This is a genomic window from Frigoribacterium salinisoli (assembly GCF_054781095.1).
In genome coordinates this window covers 897,809-913,118 of record NZ_BAAGVB010000001.1, presented here as the reverse complement: position 1 = coordinate 913,118, position 15,310 = coordinate 897,809, and the positions used below count along the sequence as shown (strand labels likewise).

Sequence of the window (15,310 nt, the reverse complement as noted above, 5' to 3'; positions counted from 1 at the left end):
ATGAGCGGCACGACCAGCACGGCCGCGGCTCCGGCCCCCGGCCCCGCTCCCGTCCCCGCCGTCCGGGACGACCCCCGCGGCCCCTGGTGGCACCGGCTGCCGGTGGTCGCGCAGTTGCGCCGCAGCGTCGGCCTGCAGCGCGGCATGCTCGTCGCGGGGCTCGTGATCCTCGCGGTGTTCCTGCTCACGGCGCTCCTGGCGCCCGTGATCGCCCCCTACGGCTTCGGTCAGCTCGGCGACGACGGGGGAGCCTTCGCCCGTCAGGCGCCGCCCTCGGCGGAGCACCTCTGGGGCACGACCGTCGGCGGGTACGACGTGTTCAGCCGCGTCGTGTGGGGAACCCGCACGGCCCTCGCGGTCATCGTCGTCGCGGTGGTCCTGTCGATCACGCTGGGCGTCGCGCTCGGCCTGGTCTCGGGCTACCTGGGCGGCTGGCTGGACCGGGTCCTCGTGGTCGTCGCGGACGCCGTCTACGCGTTCCCGTCGCTGCTGCTCGCGATCGTCGTCTCGATCGTCATCAGCGGTGGGCAGTCGTCCCTCTGGGGCGGGATCCTCGCGGCCGGCATCTCGATCACGGTCGTCTACGTGCCGCAGTACTTCCGGGTGGTGCGCGCCGAGGCGGTGCGCCTGCGCAGCGAAGCCTTCGTCGAGTCGGCGAAGGTCAACGGCAGCAGCGTCGGGCGCATCATGGGCAAGCACGTGCTCCGCAACGCGACGCGCAGCCTGCCGCTGATCCTCACGCTCAACGCCTCCGAGGCGATCCTCACGCTCGCGGCCCTGGGGTTCCTGGGGTTCGGCATCGGACCGACGTCCGCCGCGGAGTGGGGCTACGACCTCAACCGCGCGCTCTCCGACACGGCGAGCGGCATCTGGTGGACGGGCGTCTTCCCGGGCTCCGCGATCGTGCTCGTGGTGCTCGGCATCACCCTGGTCGGCGAGAGCCTGAACGACCTCGCCGACCCGCGCCTGCGCACCCGCCGCCGCGCGGGCCGCACGCCGAAGCAGAAGGCGGCCACGGCCGCGACGACCGAGGAGGCCCGCGCATGAGCGCACCGATCGCAGGAGGCGCGACGCCCGCCCGCCAGGACCGCGAGGTCGCGGTCGACATCCGTGACCTCGAGGTCACCTTCGCGACCGACGGCGGCGACGTGCACGCGGTGCGCGGCGTCGACCTCGACGTGCGCCGTGGCGAGGTCCTCGCGATCGTGGGGGAGTCGGGCAGCGGCAAGACCGTGACCGCCAAGACGATCCTCGGCCTGCTGCCGGAGACGGCGACGGCCACGGGCGCGGTCGTGCTCTCGGGCGAGGACGTCCTCTCGGTGGGGGCGGCCCGCGTCCGCGAGATGCGCGGCACCGACGTGGCGATGGTGTTCCAGGAGCCCTCGACGGCCCTGAACCCCGTCTACACGGTGGGCTGGCAGATCGCGGAGGGGCTGCGCGCCCACGGCAAGCTGTCGAAGAAGGAGGGGCGGGCCAAGGCCGTCGAGGTGCTCCGCAAGGTGGGCATCCCCGACCCCGAGACCCGCGTGGACCACTACCCGCACCAGTTCTCGGGCGGACAGAAGCAGCGCGTCGTCATCGCCATGGCGCTCGTGCTCGACCCGGCGGTCATCGTGGCCGACGAGCCGACCACGGCGCTCGACGTGACGGTCCAGGCCGAGATCCTGGACCTCCTGCGCCGTTGCCGCGACGAGTTCGGCACGGCGGTCGTGCTCATCACGCACAACATGGGCGTCGTCGCCGACCTGGCCGACCGCGTGGCCGTCATGTACCTCGGCGAGGTCGTCGAGCAGGCGTCGGCGCGCGAGCTGTTCGCCGCGCCGCAGGCCGACTACACGAAGGCGCTGCTCGGCTCGGTGCCGCGCCTCGAGGCGCGCGGCCGGCAGGAGCAGCGCACCGAGGGCCGCGAGGTCGTCGTGCGCGCGCGGGGCCTCGAGATCGAGTACCCGGGTCGCTTCGGCCGGTCGGGGTTCCGGGCCGTCAAGGGCGTCGACTTCTCGATCGCCAAGGGCGAGGTGCTCGGCCTGGTCGGCGAGAGCGGGTCGGGCAAGACGACCATCGGCCGTGCCATCGCGGGGCTCACGCCCGTGACCGGTGGTTCGCTCGAGGTGCTCGGCACGGAGATGCGCGGCGTGCGGGAGCGCGACTTCCGGCCGCTGCGCGCCGACATCGGCTTCGTCTTCCAGGACCCGGCGTCGAGCTTCAACCCGCTGCTCACCATCGCCGAGTGCGTCGCCGAACCGCTCATCGTGCACGGCCGCGCGAAGGACGCGCGTCGGGCCCGGAAGCGCGTCGACGAGCTGCTCGAGGCCGTGCAGCTGCCGCGGGCGTTCGGCGACCGGTACCCGCACGAGCTCAGCGGCGGTCAGCGGCAGCGCGCCAGCCTGGCCCGCTCGTTGGCGCTCGAGCCCTCGCTGCTCGTGGCCGACGAGCCGACCAGCGCCCTCGACGTGTCGGTGCAGGCCCGCGTGCTGGAGCTCTTCGCCGAGCTGCAGGCCGACCTCGGCTTCGCGGCGCTGTTCATCAGCCACGACCTCGCGGTGGTGAACATGCTCGCCGACAGCATCGGCGTGCTCTTCCACGGTGACCTCGTCGAGCAGGGCCCCAACGACCAGGTGCTGGGCGCACCGCAGCACCCGTACACGCAGCGCCTGCTGGCCAGCCTGCCGGTGCCGGACCCGGTCGAGCAGGCCGACCGGCGCCTCCGGCTGGCCGAGCTGGACCGTTCCGCCCGTGACGGAGCCGCCTGATGGCGGCGCCCGTGCTCGACGCGGCGAGGCCGGTCCAGCTCGACGACCTGTCGCTGCTCTACCCCGCGCACGGTGGGCAGTCCGAGGTGCGGGCCGTCGACGGCGTCACCTTCTCGGTGCGCCCGGGTGAGATCCTCGCCGTCCTGGGCGAGAGCGGCTCGGGCAAGTCGACCCTGGCCCGGGCCCTCGCCGGGGGTGCCGCGCACGGTCGCCCGGCGGCGGGGCAGCCCCGCGTCGTCGGTGGCCGCATCTCGTTGTTCGGCGCCGACCTCGCGACGCTCCGCACCAAGCACCGCATCGCCCTGGCCAGCCGCATCGGGTACCTCGCGCAGGACGACGGCGACCGCCTCAGCCCCGACTACACGGTCGGCGAGACGATCGCGGCGCCCCTCTACGAGCGCGACAAGCACTTCGACCGCACCGAGGCGGGGCGGTTGGCCTCGCAGCTCGTCGACGCCGTGCACCTCCCGCTGAGCACGCTGCTCAAGCAGACCTGGGAGCTCAGCTCCGGGCAGCGCCAGCGGGTCGCGCTCGCGCGCAGCCTCGTGCTCGAGCCGCGGCTGCTCGTCGCCGACGAGCCCGCGCGCGGCGTCGACGTGCTCGTGCGCCAGGCCGTGCTCGACGTCATCAAGAACCTGCACCGGGACCGCCGCTTCTCGGCCGTCGTCGTCACGTCGTCGATCGCGGAGGCCCGCGCGGTCACCGATCGCATCGCCGTCATGCGCGGCGGCCGCCTGGTCGGCCTGGGCCCCGTTGACGAGGTGCTGCGCGACGGCGTCGACCCCTACGTGAAGGTGCTGTCGCACACGACCCCCATCGACGTGATCCGTCCCGAGGAGCGCGGCCCCGACGGCGCGGTCGAGGGAGCGCCCCGATGAGCGCGTCCGCCCGCGGTCACCGCGCGCGCCTCGCTCCGGAGGCCCCGGTCGCCCCCGAGCGTCGGCCGGGGCCCGGCGCGGTGAGCGTCGGGCCCCGTCCGTCGGCGCGCTTCGTCGAGGCCGTCGAGGCCGGGGGAGCGACCGTGGTGCCGATCGGCCCGGACACCCGGGGCCTGGTCTGGCTCTCGTACACCGCTGCGGACGAGCTCGGTCGCGTGCTCGACGAGCACCCCGGGATCGGCTGGGTGCAGCTGCCCTGGGCCGGCGTCGACGCCTTCTCGGCCGTGCTGCGGGAGCACGCCGACCGCCACGACCTGCTCTGGACGAGCGCCAAGGGCGCCTACGCCGAGCCCGTCGCCGAGCACGCCCTCGTGCTCACGCTCGCGCTGCTGCGCCTCGTCCGCAAGCGCGTCACGGCGCGCAGCTGGGCCACCGAGCAGGAGGGTCGCTCCCTGTACGGCAGGAGGGTCGTGGTGGTCGGTGCCGGCGGCATCGCCCGCGAGTTCCTGCGCCTGCTCGCGCCCTTCGAGTGCGAGACCGTCGTCGTGCGCCGCTCGGCCGAGCCCGTGCCCGAGGCGGACCGCACGGTCACGACCGGGGCGCTGCACGACGAGCTCCGGAGCGCCGACGTGGTGCTGCTCGCCGCGGCCATGACCGACGAGACGGCCCAGCTGGTCGGGGCCGAGGAGCTCGCGCTGCTGCCCGCGACGGCCGTGCTCGTGAACGTCGCGCGCGGCCCGCTGGTCGACACGGACGCGCTCGTCGCCGCCCTGCGCGAGGAGCGGCTCTGGGGGGCGGGTCTCGACGTCACCGACCCCGAGCCGCTGCCCGACGGGCACCCGCTCTGGACGGAGCCACGGGCGATCGTGACGCCGCACCAGGCGGACACGCCCGAGATGACGGCGCCGCTCCTGGCCGAGCGGATCCGGCTCAACGTGCGGGCGCTGGGCGGCGACGGCGAGTTCGTCGGCGTCGTCGACCCCGTGGCGGGGTACTGAACGGGGAGGTGTCACGCAGGGGCGCCGGGAGGTGCTACTGTTGTCACCGCTGTGAGGGGCGAGAGCCCGGAGCAGTTGCCATTCCTCGATAGCTCAATTGGCAGAGCAGCCGGCTGTTAACCGGCAGGTTCTTGGTTCGAGTCCAAGTCGGGGAGCGAAGGCCCAGCGGCTCCACCCGCTGGGCCTTTCTCGTTCCCGGGCTCGTTCAGCCGCCGACGACGTCGAGCGCCTGCTCGACCGTCCTCACGCTGAGCGGCATGCCGGTGCCCCAGAGGCGCGCCTTCAGCGCCCCGTACCGGCGACCGCCGTCGTCGGTGACGTAGCCGAGCAGCTGGTCGCCCTCGGTGACGGCGTAGACGGCGGTCACGGAGCCGGCCCTCTCGTGCGACAGGCTGAGCACGAAGTCGCGGTCGTGGTGCCGCACGGTCCGGGGCTCCGCGGTCACGAGCTGGTGGAGGCGTGCGTCGAGGGTCGTCATGACCGGACCCTAGCGGGTGCGCGCGCGCGCGAGCCGCGTGGCGCGAACCGCGTGGCGGGGCCGCGCGGGCCTCCTGCGCGAGCGGCGCACCGGCCCGGCGCGCGCCTCCTGCGCTCAGCCCTCGGGGTGGTCGCGACCGGGCAGCCAGCTCTGGCCGGGGGAGCCCCAGCTGTGCCTGCGGATCGACTTGGCGGCGCCCTTCCACCAGGGGTGCTCGAGGCGGTCGGCGTAGAGCACGCCGTCGAGGTGGTCGTACTCGTGCTGGAAGATGCGGGCGAGCCAGCCCGCCGCCTCGATCTCGAAGGCGCGGCCCTCGAGATCGGTGGCCCGCAGCAGCACGCGGTCGGCGCGGCGCAGCGGCCAGCGGTCGCCCGGGATCGACAGGCAGCCTTCCGACTCGTCGTCCTCGTCGAGCTCGTCGAGGGAGACCGGGCTCTGCCACAGCGTCGGGTCGATCGCCTCGCCGCGGTGCTCGACGCCGTCGTCGTCGGTCCAGCCCCAGACGAAGACGCGCAGGCCCACGCCGACCTGGGGCGCGGCGAGGCCGACGCCCGGGGCGGCGTCCATGGTCTCGTAGAGGTCGGCGACGAGGGTGCGCAGCGCGTCGTCGATCGCTCCGACCTCGGCGGCTCGGGCGTGGAGGACCGGCTCGCCGGTGATGATGATGGGTCGTACGGCCATTCGTCCAGGGTACCGACGCGCCGCCCGGTACCGTGGTGGCCGTGACGACGGACCTCGTGAGCCTGACGCCGTACCAGGCGGCGGGCATCCCCCTCGCGCTCGTCGGGGCCGTCTTCCTCGCCCTCGGCGCCCAGCTGCAGCACCAGGGCGTCGAGAAGGTCGAGAGCCGCAGCGGGGCTCAGGCCGGCATGAGCACCAGGCAGGTGCTCGCGCTGCTCGGCCGACCCTCGTGGGTCATGGGCACCGTGATGCTGGGCCTCGCGATCGTCCTGCAGCTCACCAGCCTCCGCCTGGCGCCGCTGCTCGTCGTGCAGCCCCTCGGCGCCGTCGCCCTCGTCGTCACGGCCGTGCTGCACAGCCGCACGAGCGGTCGCTCCTTGACCCGGGGCGCGAAGCGGGCCATCGCGCTCTGCGTCGGCGGCGTCGGCCTCTTCGTGACCGTGGCCGCGTTCTACGCCGTCGAGCCGCCCATCGACCGGCGGCAGCTCGTCACGGTGCTCGTGCTGCTCACGGCGGTGCTCGCCCTGTTCGGCGTGCTCTTCCGCCTCGTGCGCCGGCGGCGCAGCGCGCTGTTCTACATCATCGGCGCGGGAGTCCTCTACGGCTTCGTCGCGACCCTCGCCAAGATCGTGCTCAACCGCCTGTTCTCGGGCGCCTTCGACGGCCTCACGGTGCTCTGCGTCGTGTTCCTGCTGGCCGCTGGCGCCCTGGGCGGCTACTTCGTGCAGAACGCCTACTCGTCGGGCCCGCCGCACCTCGTCATCGCCGGGCTCACGGTCGTCGACCCGCTCGTGGCGGTCGGCATCGGCATCATGGTTCTGGGCGAGGCGACGGAGGTCGACGCGTTCGGCACGGTGGCGTTCCTCGTCGCCGGCACCGTCGCCGTCACCGGCGTCTTCCAGCTCGCCAAGTACAACCCGCAGCGGCGGTGACCGACGTGCCCCGCCCGCCCACCGCCTCCTGCGCTGCCCGCACCCGCCCCACGGGTGGGACCGACCGCCCCACGATGAGGACCGACCGACCGTGACCCCCTCGAAGCACTCCCAGGCCGACGCCGACCGTCTGACGATCCTGCTGGCCGGCGACACGTTCCCGCCCGACGTGAACGGCGCCGCGAACTTCACCGAGCGCCTCGCGATCGGGCTCGCCGAGCGCGGGCACGACGTGCACGTGCTGGCGCCCGCGGCGAGCCGCAAGCACGGCACGTTCCTCGAGGAGCACGGGGGCAGCACCCTCACGGTGCACCGCCTCAAGAGCACCCGCTGGCCCCTGCACGACTGGCTGCGCTTCGCGACGCCGTGGAAGGTCCGCCCCCAGGCCGGCGAGCTGCTCGACCGCCTGCGGCCGGACGTCGTGCACATCCAGTCCCACGTCGTCATCGGCCGCGGCGTGACCAAGGCCGCCGCGGAGCGCGGGATCCGCCTCATCGCGACGAACCACTTCATGGCCGAGAACCTCATCGAGCACACCGGCCTGCCGCACGCCGTGCGCTCCACGGCGATCCGCCTCGCGTGGAACGACGCGAGCAAGACGCTGCGGCAGATGTCCGCCATCACGACGCCGACGCAGCGGGCCGCCACGTTCCTCGAGAACACGGTGGACGTGCACGACGTCCTCGCGATCTCGTGCGGCATCAAGGCCTCCGACTACGTCGCCCGCACCGACCGCCCGCGCGAGAACCGCATCGTGTTCGTGGGCCGCGTGACCGGCGAGAAGCAGATCGACGTGCTGCTGCGCGCGATGACGAAGCTCGACCCCGCGCTCGACGCGACCCTCACGATCATCGGGGGCGGCGACCTCCTGAAGCAGCTGCAGCAGATGGCCGTCGACCTCGGCATCGGCAACCGCGTCACCTTTGCGGGCTACGCGAGCGACACGGACCTGCGCCGCACCCTCACCGACTCGGCCGTCTTCGCGATGCCGTCGACGGCCGAGCTGCAGAGCATCGCCAGCCTCGAGGCGATGGCCAGCGGCCTGCCGATCGTCGTGGCCGACGCCATGGCGCTGCCGCACCTCGTCGACGAGGGGAGGAACGGCCACCTGTTCCGTCCGGGCGACGCCGACGACCTCGCGGCGAAGCTCACGCAGGTGCTGACGCTCGACGACGACGCCTACCTCGCGATGCGTCGCGCGAGCCTCGCGATGATCGAGGGGCACGACATCGACCGCACGGTGAGCGTGTTCGAGAGCCTGTATCGTGGGCAGCCGGTGGCCGAGGCCATCCGTCAGGGGCGGTAGCTCAGCCGGTCAGAGCAGGCGACTCATAATCGCTCGGTCACGGGTTCAAGTCCCGTCCGCCCTACCGCGCGGTGGGTCCCTGCGACGCCCTGTCGGCCGTCGGTGGCAGCATGGCCCCGTGTTCACGAGACGATCCACGGGCCAGGGCGACGAGACCGAGCGGGCGAGGGGCGAGGCCGCCATCGGCGTCGGCGCGCAGGTGTTCGTGCTGAGCAGCGACGAAGACGGCACGACGCCGTGGCCCGAGGGGCCGACGGGCGTCGTCGTCCGCGCAGGAGGCTCGGCCTGGCAGGGCGTGACCGGCATCAGCGGGTCGCGGCGCAGCTGGACGGTCGAGTTCTCCGAGCCCCAGCGCGACCGCGACGGCGAGGGTCCTTTCGTGAGCGCCCAGGTGCCGGAGCGCTACCTGCGCCTCGCGCCGGTCGGCGACTGGAGCTGACCCGGGGGACCGACCCGCCCGGCCGGGTCCGCGGGAATGCCCGGGCGGCGCGTACCGTTGGCACGATTGCATGCGAACGCATGCAGTTTCGAGCGAAGGTGGACAGCATGCAGGTCGAGATCGGCGTCTTCAGCGTCGGGGACATCACCGTGGACCCGACCACGGGGCGTGCCCCCACCGAGGCGGAGCGCCTCCAGGCCATGGTCGCGATCGCGAAGAAGACCGAGGAGGTCGGGCTCGACGTCTTCGCCGCGGGGGAGCACCACAACCCGCCCTTCGTGAACTCGTCGCCCACCACGCTGCTGGCCTACGTCGCCGCGCAGACCGAGCGCCTGCAGCTGTCGACGGCCACGACGCTCATCACGACGAACGACCCGGTGAAGATCGCCGAGGACTTCGCGATGCTGCAGCACCTCTCGGGCGGTCGCGTCGACCTCACGCTCGGCCGGGGCAACACGGGCCCGGTCTACCCCTGGTTCGGCAAGGACATCCGCCAGGGCATCCCGCTCGCCATCGAGAACTACGCGCTGCTGCACCGCCTCTGGCGCGAGGACGTCGTCGACTGGAAGGGCCGCTTCCGCACCCCGCTGCAGGGCTTCACCGCGACGCCCCGCCCGCTCGACGACGTCGCGCCCTTCGTCTGGCACGGCTCCATCCGCAGCCCCGAGATCGCCGAGCAGGCGGCCTACTACGGTGACGGCTTCTTCGCGAACCACATCTTCTGGCCGCCGTCGCACACCAAGCAGATGGTCGACCTCTACCGCTCGCGGTACGAGCACCACGGACACGGGCGGGCCGACCAGGCCATCGTCGGCCTCGGCGGCCAGGTGTTCCTCGCGAAGAACTCGCAGGACGCCGTGCGGCAGTTCCGCCCCTACTTCGACGAGGCCCCCGTCTACGGCCACGGCCCGAGCCTCGAGGACTTCACCCGTCAGACGCCGCTCACCGTCGGCAGCCCGCAGGAGGTCATCGACCGCACGCTGGGCTTCCGGGACTACGTGGGCGACTACCAGCGCCAGCTGTTCCTCATCGACCACGCCGGCCTGCCGCTCGGCACGGTGCTCGACCAGCTCGAGCTGCTCGGCGAGCACGTGGTGCCGGTGCTGCGCCGGGAGCTCGCGCAGGGCCGTCCCGAGCACGTGCCCGACGCGCCCTCGCACGCCTCGCTCGTCGCCGCGCGCGACGCGGCGGCGAGCACCGACGCCGCGTCCGCGAGGCCCGCCGCGGGCCAGGAGGTCGCCGCGTGACCACGAAGCACCTCGTCGTCCTCAGCGCGGGCCTGTCCGTCCCCTCGTCGAGCCGGCTGCTCGCCGACCGCCTCACCGAGGCGGCCGTGCGCCGACTCGGGGCGCTCGGCGACGAGGTCTCCGTCGAGGTCGTCGAGCTGCGCGACCTCGCCCACGAGGTCACCGACCACCTGCTGACGGGCTTCGCGCCGGAGGCGCTGGCCGCCGCGCAGCGGTCCGTCACGGCCGCCGACGGCCTCGTCGCGGTCACCCCGATCTTCTCCGCCTCCTACAGCGGCCTCTTCAAGTCGTTCGTCGACGTGCTCGAGCCCACGGCGTTGGCGGGTACGCCCGTCCTGCTGGGTGCCACGGGCGGCACGGCCCGGCACAGCCTCGCTCTCGAGCACGCCGTGCGCCCGCTCTTCGCCTACCTGCGCGCGGTCGTCGTGCCGACGGCCGTCTTCGCCGCGAGCGAGGACTGGGGCGGTGACGCCGGTGCCGCCGGGACGGACGTCGCCAGCGGGCTCGGGGAGCGCCTCGACCGTGCCGCCGCCGAGCTCGCGGAGCTCGTGCACCGGCACGAGACCGTCCGCGAGGACCCCTTCGAGTCCGTCGTGCCGTTCGAGGAGCAGCTGCGCCGCCTCTCCGGGGACGCGTCGTGAGCACCGCCACCGATCCCGCCGACGCGGTCCGGGCCTCCGGCCAGGCCGAGCTGGACCGCTTCCACGCCCTGCGCCGTGCGCACGTGACGGGCCCCACGGGACCGCTCGCGCTCGTGCAGACGCAGTGGATCGACCACGAGCAGCCCGTCTGGGGCGTGCCGGGCCGGTGGGCTCCGGCGCCGGCCGTGGGCACGGGCCTCCTGCTCACCGCCGAGGCGGCCGACGGCGTCGAGGTCGACGGCGAGCTCGTCGACGGGACGGTGCTCGTCGCCCCCGACGACGCCGTCGTGCCGGGCCGGGTCCGCTTCGGCGCGACCACGACCGGCACGGTCGTCACGGACGACGACGGCTCGAGCGCCGCGTTGCGCGTGTGGGACTCGGCCTCGGAGGGCGTGCAGCGCTTCGGGTCGATCAGTGCCTACCCCTACGACCCCGACTGGGTGATCACGGCCGAGTTCGTGCCCACCGAGCCCGGCACCGAGGTCGACGTGCGGCACCAGGCCGACCTCGACCTCAGTCGGCCCAAGCCCCTGCCGGGCCTGATCCGCTTCGAGCGCGACGGGACCCCCTACGAGCTGGCGGCCTTCCCCAGCGGCACGGGCGACCGGCTGCAGCTCGTCTTCGGCGACGCCACCAACGGCGACGGGAGCTACTCGGTCGGCCGGTTCCTCTTCCCGGTCCCGGCGGGCGACGGCACGATCGTGCTCGACCTCAACCGCGCCGTGCTGCCGCCGTGCGCCTTCTCGTACGCCTTCAACTGCCCGGTGCCGCCGGCGCAGAACCGCTTCACGGTGCCGATCGAGGCGGGCGAGCGGCACGTCCTCGACCGTGAGGGCCGTCCGCTGCACTGATCCGCTCCCGGGTCGTCGTCCCACCTCGCCCAGGAGCAGGAGGCCGAACGCAGGAGGCGCGACGCGCCCGGCCCGGTCGGTGGCACCTGACAGGATCGACCTCGTGATCACGCTGCTGCACCGCCTGCCGACGGGCGACGTCGAGCTCACCGAGCTCGACGCCGCCGGCCGTGCGCTCGGGGAGCCGGTCGTGGTCCCGGACGACGACTGGATCGACGAGGTCCGACGGCGCGAGGCCACCACGGCGCCGCGCTGGGCCTGGGACGACACGCCCCGCTGGTACCCCCGCCTGCTCGCCGCCGGGGTCGAGCTGGGCCGGTGCCTCGACCTGCGGCTCTGCCACGCGATCCTCCGCGGTTCGGCCGCGACCGTCGGCAGCGAGCTGCACGGTGCGCGCCGGGGTCCGTGGGACGCCCCGCAGTCCGCGCCGGTCGCCACCGACGCCCTCGTGGTCGTCGAGCCCGAGTCGCTGCCCGACCCGCTCGCCGAGCTGCGGCGACAGCGCGCGGCCGTCGAGTCCAGCCCCGGTCGGGCGGGGCTCGAGCTGCTCCTCACGGCCGAGTCGACCGGAGCCCTCGTCGCGGCCGAGATGCACGACGCCGGCGTGCCGTGGTCGGTCGAGGTGCACGACCGGCTGCTCACCGAGCTGCTCGGACCTCGCCCCGCCGCCGGTCAGCGGCCCCCGGCCATGCAGCAGGAGCTCGAGCGCGTGCGCGTGGCGCTCGACGACCCGCAGCTCAACCCGGACTCCCCGGCCGACCTGGTGCGCTCCCTGCGCCGCGCGGGCGTCCCGGTGTCCTCCACCCGTCAGTGGGAGCTGCAGCAGCACGAGCACCCCGCCATCGGACCCCTGCTGCGGTACAAGAAGCTGCAGCGCCTGCTCGTCGCCCACGGGTGGTCCTGGCTGGACCAGTGGGTCCACGGTGGTCGCTTCCGACCCGAGTACGTGCCCGGAGGCGTGGTCACCGGTCGCTGGGCGTCGAGCGGCGGGGGCGCCCTGCAGCTGCCGAAGGCCGTGCGCGCGGCCGTGGTGGCCGACCCCGGCCACGTGCTCGTCGTCGCCGACGTCGCCCAGCTCGAGCCGCGCGTGCTCGCGGGCCTCGCCCGTGATCCGGCCATGGCCTCGGCCGGGGCGGGCGACCTGTACGAGGGGATCGTGAGCAGTGGTGCCGTGGCCACCCGGCAGGAGGCGAAGGGGGCGATGCTCGGCGCCATGTACGGTGCCACGCGCGGTGAGAGCGGCCGCCTCCTGCCGAGGCTGGCCCGGGCCTTCCCGCGCGCGATGGCGCTCGTGGAGGAGGCCGCGCGCACGGGCGAGCAGGGCGGCGTGGTGAGCACGCTGCTCGGTCGCAGCTCGCCCCGCCCCGGCGACGCCGCGGCGCGGGAGGCGTTCCCGCCCGAGACGGCCGGGCCACCCGTCGACGGCGACGCGCGCGCGTGGGGCCGTTTCACCCGCAACTTCGTCGTGCAGGGCACCGCTGCCGAGTGGGCGCTGTGCTGGCTCGGCGTCCTCCGCCGTCGTCTCCGGGCACGCGAGGCCGCGGGGGAGGGCCGTGCGCGGCTCGTGTTCTTCCTGCACGACGAGGTCGTCGTCCAGGCGCCGGACGACCTCGCCGACGCCGTGGCCGACGACGTGCGCGAGTCCGCCGCAGAGGCCGGGCGCCTGCTGTTCGGCGACGCCCCGCTGACGTTCCCGCTCACCGTCGAGGTCGTCCGCGACTACGGGCAGGCGAGCTAGCACCAGGTCGGGCGGCGGTTCACAGTCGTTGCACGGTTGTGATGCCGCGCGGCCACCTGCGATGATCGCTGCAGCGGCGACAGCCGTACAACTTCACATGCTCGGTTCCGTGCACGCAGGTCGATGGGGAAGTCGCACCTGACGGATGGAGGAACCGTGACCACTGCAACGGCAAGGGGAGTGCTCTACCTGCACTCGGCCCCTCGAGCGCTGTGCCCCCACGTCGAGTGGGCGGTCGGTCGTGCCCTCGGGCACGGCGTCAACTTCGCCTGGGTGCCCCAGCCCGTGCTCCAGGGCGCCCAGCGCACGGAGTTCACCTGGGAGGGCGAGCCCGGCGCGGGCGCCCGCATCGCCTCTGCCCTCCGGGGCTGGGACCACCTGCGCTACGAGGTGACCGAGGACCCGGGCCCCGGCTGGGACGGTGGCCGGTGGATGCACACCCCCGACCTCGGCGTCTTCTACGCGCAGACCGACGCGGCGGGCAACGCCGTGGTGCCGGAGGACCGCGTGCGGTACGCGATGGACGTCGCGGGGAGCAACATGGTCGAGCTGCACCGCGAGCTGCGGCTCGCCCTCGGGCAGGCCTGGGACGACGAGCTGGAGCCGTTCCGCTGGTCGGGCGAGGGCAACCCCGTCGTCTGGCTGCACAAGGTGGGTTGACCCGCCGCCGACGCACCTCCCGTCACGGCGAAGGCCGGCACCCCCGCGGGGTGCCGGCCTTCGCCGTGCGCCGGCCCGGATCGCGCCGGGCCGCCCGCCCTAGACGGCGCGGAACGCCGCGACGGCGTTGTGCCCGCCGAAGCCGAACGAGTTGCTGAGGGCCACGATGTCGCCCTCGGGCAGGGCGCGGGGCTCGCCGACGACGACGTCGAGGTCGATCTCCTCGTCCATCTGCGTCACGTTGATGGTCGGCGGGGCGACGCGCTCGTGCAGGGCCTTGACCGTGAAGAGCGCCTCGACGGCACCGGCGCCGCCGAGCAGGTGCCCGGTGGACGACTTGGTCGCCGACACGATGAGCTTCGACGTGTGGTCGCCGAACACGCGCTTGAGGGCGCGGTACTCGGCGATGTCGCCGACCGGGGTGCTCGTGGCGTGGGCGTTGACGTGCACGACCTGGTCGCGCTCCACGCCGGCCCGCTCGAGCGTGGTGACGACGGCGCGCGCGGCTCCCGAGCCCTCGGGGTCGGGTGCGGTGATGTGGTACGAGTCGCTCGTGACGTCGCCGCCGATCAGCTCGGCGTAGATGCGGGCGCCGCGGGCGAGCGCGTGCTCCTCGGTCTCGAGCACGAGGGCGGCACCGCCCTCGCCGAGCACGAAGCCGTCGCGCGTGACGTCGTAGGGGCGGGACGCGGTGGCCGGGTCGTCGTTCCGGCGGGAGAGGGCCTGCATGGCGGCGAACGACGCGAGGGGCATCGGGTGCGTCGCCGCCTCCGAACCGCCGGCGACGACGATGTCGGCGAGGCCCGCCTGGAGGTGGTCGTAGGCGTTGACGATCGACTCGGTGCTCGACGCGCAGGCCGAGACGACCGTGCGGGCCCCGGCGCGAGCGCCGAGGTCCATCGAGATCGCGGCGGCCGGCCCGTTGGGCATGAGCATGGGCACGGTCATCGGGAGGACGCGGCGGGGGCCCTTCTCGCGGAGGGTGTCCCAGCCGTCGAGCAGCGTCCAGACGCCGCCGATGCCGGTGGCCCAGTCGACGAGGAACCGCTCGGGGACGACCTCGGGGGAGCCCGCGTCGGCCCAGGCCTCACGGGCCGCGATGAGGGCGAACTGGCTCGAGGGGTCGAGGCGCTTGACCTCGCGGCGGTCGAGCACGTCGGCCGAGGGGACCTTGGCCTGACCGGCGAAGGTCACGGGCAGGTCGTACTTCGCGACCCAGTCGTGCTCGAGCGTGCTGATGCCGGACTCGCCGGCGAGGAGTGCGGTCCAGCTCTCGGCGGCGGTGCCGCCGAGGGGCGTGGTGCCACCGAGTCCGGTGACGACGATCTTCTTGGTCATGACGGTGCTCCTGGGAACGGTGGGCGACGGATCGCCCGACGAGGCGACCGGCCGGCCCGAGGGGCCGGCCGGTCGAGGGGGACGTCTAGCCCTGTGCCTTCGTGATGAAGTTCACGGCGTCGCCGACGGTCTTGAGGTTCTTGACCTCTTCGTCGGGGATCTTGACGTCGAACTTCTCTTCGGCGTTGACGACGATGGTCATCATCGAGATGGAGTCGATGTCGAGGTCGTCGGTGAACGACTTGTCCATCTCGACGGTGTCGGTCGCGATGCCGGTCTCGTCGTTGACGAGCTCGGCCAGGCCGGCGAGGACTTCTTCGGTGGACTGTGCCATGGTGTTCTTCTCCTAGGGGTGTTCGTGATGACCGGGGTC

At 73.7% G+C, this 15,310-nt stretch carries 16 protein-coding genes and 2 tRNA genes; 14 read left to right on the top strand and 4 right to left on the bottom strand.

Annotated features, from left to right (window positions below; genetic code table 11):
• The 5 genes from ACYVHQ_RS04250 (at position 1) to ACYVHQ_RS04230 (ending at position 4,781) form a co-directional block, all read left to right on the top strand.
• On the top strand, positions 1 to 1,047 hold the full coding sequence (locus ACYVHQ_RS04250; RefSeq protein WP_460510888.1) for an ABC transporter permease: 1,047 nt from the start codon (positions 1 to 3) through the stop codon (positions 1,045 to 1,047).
• Positions 1,044 to 2,750, top strand: a complete 1,707-nt coding sequence (locus tag ACYVHQ_RS04245; RefSeq protein WP_460510887.1) for an ABC transporter ATP-binding protein — start codon at positions 1,044 to 1,046, stop codon at positions 2,748 to 2,750. Before ACYVHQ_RS04250 ends, ACYVHQ_RS04245 begins: the two co-directional genes overlap by 4 nt.
• A complete protein-coding gene (locus tag ACYVHQ_RS04240; protein WP_460510886.1) occupies positions 2,750 to 3,628 on the top strand; it encodes an ATP-binding cassette domain-containing protein in 879 nt (292 codons plus the stop codon). Before ACYVHQ_RS04245 ends, ACYVHQ_RS04240 begins: the two co-directional genes overlap by 1 nt.
• Positions 3,625 to 4,626 carry a D-isomer specific 2-hydroxyacid dehydrogenase family protein gene (locus tag ACYVHQ_RS04235; RefSeq protein WP_460510885.1) on the top strand — a complete coding sequence of 334 codons (1,002 nt, stop codon included), beginning with the start codon at positions 3,625 to 3,627 and terminating at the stop codon, positions 4,624 to 4,626. Before ACYVHQ_RS04240 ends, ACYVHQ_RS04235 begins: the two co-directional genes overlap by 4 nt.
• An 82-nt stretch (positions 4,627 to 4,708) precedes the next feature.
• Positions 4,709 to 4,781 (top strand) — tRNA-Asn (locus tag ACYVHQ_RS04230).
• Between the two features lie 50 nt (positions 4,782 to 4,831).
• Here the strand turns inward: ACYVHQ_RS04230 and ACYVHQ_RS04225 are convergent.
• Both ACYVHQ_RS04225 and def read right to left on the bottom strand, forming a co-directional pair.
• Positions 4,832 to 5,104, bottom strand: a complete 273-nt coding sequence (locus tag ACYVHQ_RS04225; RefSeq protein ID WP_460510884.1) for a hypothetical protein — start codon at positions 5,102 to 5,104, stop codon at positions 4,832 to 4,834.
• A gap of 114 nt (positions 5,105 to 5,218) precedes the next feature.
• A complete protein-coding gene (gene def, locus ACYVHQ_RS04220) occupies positions 5,219 to 5,785 on the bottom strand; it encodes a peptide deformylase (protein ID WP_460510883.1) in 567 nt (188 codons plus the stop codon).
• 41 nt (positions 5,786 to 5,826) lie between these two features.
• Between def and ACYVHQ_RS04215 the strand changes: the two genes are divergently transcribed.
• The 9 genes from ACYVHQ_RS04215 (at position 5,827) to ACYVHQ_RS04175 (ending at position 13,599) form a co-directional block, all read left to right on the top strand.
• Complete coding sequence (locus ACYVHQ_RS04215) at positions 5,827 to 6,717, top strand: DMT family transporter (RefSeq protein WP_460510882.1); 891 nt, start codon at positions 5,827 to 5,829, stop codon at positions 6,715 to 6,717.
• 91 nt (positions 6,718 to 6,808) lie between these two features.
• Positions 6,809 to 8,023, top strand: coding sequence for a glycosyltransferase (locus tag ACYVHQ_RS04210; RefSeq protein ID WP_460510881.1), 1,215 nt, complete (start codon positions 6,809 to 6,811; stop codon positions 8,021 to 8,023).
• A tRNA-Ile gene (locus tag ACYVHQ_RS04205) sits at positions 8,014 to 8,087 on the top strand. Before ACYVHQ_RS04210 ends, ACYVHQ_RS04205 begins: the two co-directional genes overlap by 10 nt.
• A 54-nt stretch (positions 8,088 to 8,141) precedes the next feature.
• On the top strand, positions 8,142 to 8,462 hold the full coding sequence (locus tag ACYVHQ_RS04200) for a hypothetical protein (protein WP_460510880.1): 321 nt from the start codon (positions 8,142 to 8,144) through the stop codon (positions 8,460 to 8,462).
• A 107-nt stretch (positions 8,463 to 8,569) separates the two neighbouring features.
• Positions 8,570 to 9,709: an LLM class flavin-dependent oxidoreductase gene (locus ACYVHQ_RS04195; RefSeq protein ID WP_460510879.1), complete on the top strand. Its 1,140-nt coding sequence runs from the start codon at positions 8,570 to 8,572 to the stop codon at positions 9,707 to 9,709.
• Positions 9,706 to 10,350 (top strand): FMN reductase, encoded by a 645-nt coding sequence (locus ACYVHQ_RS04190; protein ID WP_460510878.1) that lies wholly within the window; start codon positions 9,706 to 9,708, stop codon positions 10,348 to 10,350. Before ACYVHQ_RS04195 ends, ACYVHQ_RS04190 begins: the two co-directional genes overlap by 4 nt.
• Entirely contained in the window at positions 10,347 to 11,201 is an 855-nt protein-coding gene (locus ACYVHQ_RS04185) for a DUF1684 domain-containing protein (protein WP_460510877.1), read from the top strand. Before ACYVHQ_RS04190 ends, ACYVHQ_RS04185 begins: the two co-directional genes overlap by 4 nt.
• Positions 11,202 to 11,304: 103 nt before the next feature.
• On the top strand, positions 11,305 to 12,939 hold the full coding sequence (locus tag ACYVHQ_RS04180; RefSeq protein ID WP_460510875.1) for a bifunctional 3'-5' exonuclease/DNA polymerase: 1,635 nt from the start codon (positions 11,305 to 11,307) through the stop codon (positions 12,937 to 12,939).
• 123 nt (positions 12,940 to 13,062) lie between these two features.
• On the top strand, positions 13,063 to 13,599 hold the full coding sequence (locus tag ACYVHQ_RS04175; RefSeq protein ID WP_460510874.1) for a DUF3145 domain-containing protein: 537 nt from the start codon (positions 13,063 to 13,065) through the stop codon (positions 13,597 to 13,599).
• A gap of 99 nt (positions 13,600 to 13,698) precedes the next feature.
• Here the strand turns inward: ACYVHQ_RS04175 and ACYVHQ_RS04170 are convergent, their stop codons facing one another.
• Entirely contained in the window at positions 13,699 to 14,937 is a 1,239-nt protein-coding gene (locus ACYVHQ_RS04170) for a beta-ketoacyl-[acyl-carrier-protein] synthase family protein (protein WP_460510873.1), read from the bottom strand.
• 85 nt (positions 14,938 to 15,022) lie between these two features.
• Positions 15,023 to 15,271 carry an acyl carrier protein gene (locus tag ACYVHQ_RS04165; protein ID WP_460510872.1) on the bottom strand — a complete coding sequence of 83 codons (249 nt, stop codon included), beginning with the start codon at positions 15,269 to 15,271 and terminating at the stop codon, positions 15,023 to 15,025.
• Between the last annotated feature and the right edge of the window lie 39 nt (positions 15,272 to 15,310).